The organism is Rhizobium sp. P32RR-XVIII (assembly GCF_012641395.1).
Classification (GTDB): Bacteria; Pseudomonadota; Alphaproteobacteria; order Rhizobiales; family Rhizobiaceae; genus Rhizobium.
Window position 1 is genome coordinate 1 of record NZ_JABAIH010000070.1, and the last position, 1,439, is coordinate 1,439.

Annotated in this window: 1 protein-coding gene; it reads right to left on the reverse strand. The window is 58.9% G+C overall.

Going from position 1 to position 1,439, the window contains the following annotated elements:
• Positions 1-136: 136 nt before the first annotated feature.
• A partial coding sequence (locus tag HGP14_RS35075; RefSeq protein WP_205927478.1) for a fibronectin type III domain-containing protein occupies positions 137-1,439 on the reverse strand: 1,303 nt, incomplete at its 5' end.

Here is a 1,439-nt window from a genome sequence, read left to right on the forward strand (position 1 = left end):
CCTGCCACGGCATAGGATGGCCGCGACGCTCCCGAGTTCGCACTCAGGAGCGCATCAAGGCTCTTGTCCATTCTGTCCGCCATGTCGTTCGGCGTGACCGGTCCCGAAAGCGGGACGCTCCATGTTGTTGCTTGGCTCATTGTATTGACCCATGTCCTTTCGCGACATAATCGAGCGTGCGGGTGATTGCAGACCCGCCCGCGTTCTTGAATGCGATGTGAAAGCCGGTTTCATCCTTGGCGGTGATTTCGTAGTAATCCCCGGTAGCCAGCCCTTGGGCCGCGATCGAAAGACCCTGCAGGCTTCTGAATGCAGGGGTAAACGGGATCGTCAGACCGGCGCCCGAAACCACAATGTCATTGCCTGCGATGACGCGATCCGGCATGTCGACAGTAACGGCAAGGCTGGTTACGAGAGGCGTTACGTCCTGCTGGAAACTCGCCATCTTAGCCCTGAACCGATAGGCCCTTGCCGAGATATCCCCAGTGACAAGGGGCGCCCAATCCGTCCAGACAGGGGAGCCGCCGGGGTCATCGTCCGTGGTAGACACTTCAACAGTGACGCTCCACAGACCGCCGATATCTCCAAAGAAGTCATCCCGCTCGAAGAAGTTCACCAAGCCGAAGACGTCATCGCTGGACCGCTCGCCAAGAGCTTCTATCTGCGAAGATACCCGCGACGTGTAAACCGCTCCAAGGTCAACGGTATCAACGAAGTCGTAGTGACCCTCCGTCAGGTAGCCGTCGGTGCCAAGGAAGAAGTCGCCGACCTCGAACCAGTCATCCAGCGCGAAGAGATCGGACGCGCCGCCGAGGCGAAGAGCCGAACCGTCGAAGTAAGTCCCGTTCTTCATGCCAGGGAATGGCGGTTCTTCCTCAAGCGCTTCGACAGCATTGAGTTTCGTCAGCGGATCGACAGCGTTGATGATGATTGTCTCGAGCTTCGACTGCAGCCCCGCATAGGACACCGCCTTGATCAGGAATGTGCCTCGTATCGCTGGAACTTGTACTTGCGTACCAGAAGCGATGCGCAGGATATTCGCCGTCTGCCATGTGACGCCGGTCAGCGCACTAGAGTGGCGGATCTCGTAATGCGAGATGATTTCCGCCGGGGTTGCGGCACCCCATTGCAGCGTTGCGGAATCGCCCGCTACCGCAATGGTGAAACTCGGGACAGCACCCGGATAGCCAGCGAAGATGCTGGCGCTAAGGACACCCTTGAGCCAATCGGAGAGCTGCCCGTTGTCGAAGATGGCCCTCACCCACACATCGTAGGCGCCGGGATCGAGGTTACGAAGATCTGTTTGCGGCGAAGATACCGTAAGCGAAGGAAACCAATTGCCCGTCCCCTTTGGGGCGTATCGGACGATGTAGCCAGTTACATGCCCCACATCAGGCGCAAGCCACGACACGGTCAGCGCGGACGTTGCCGGCGTGGTA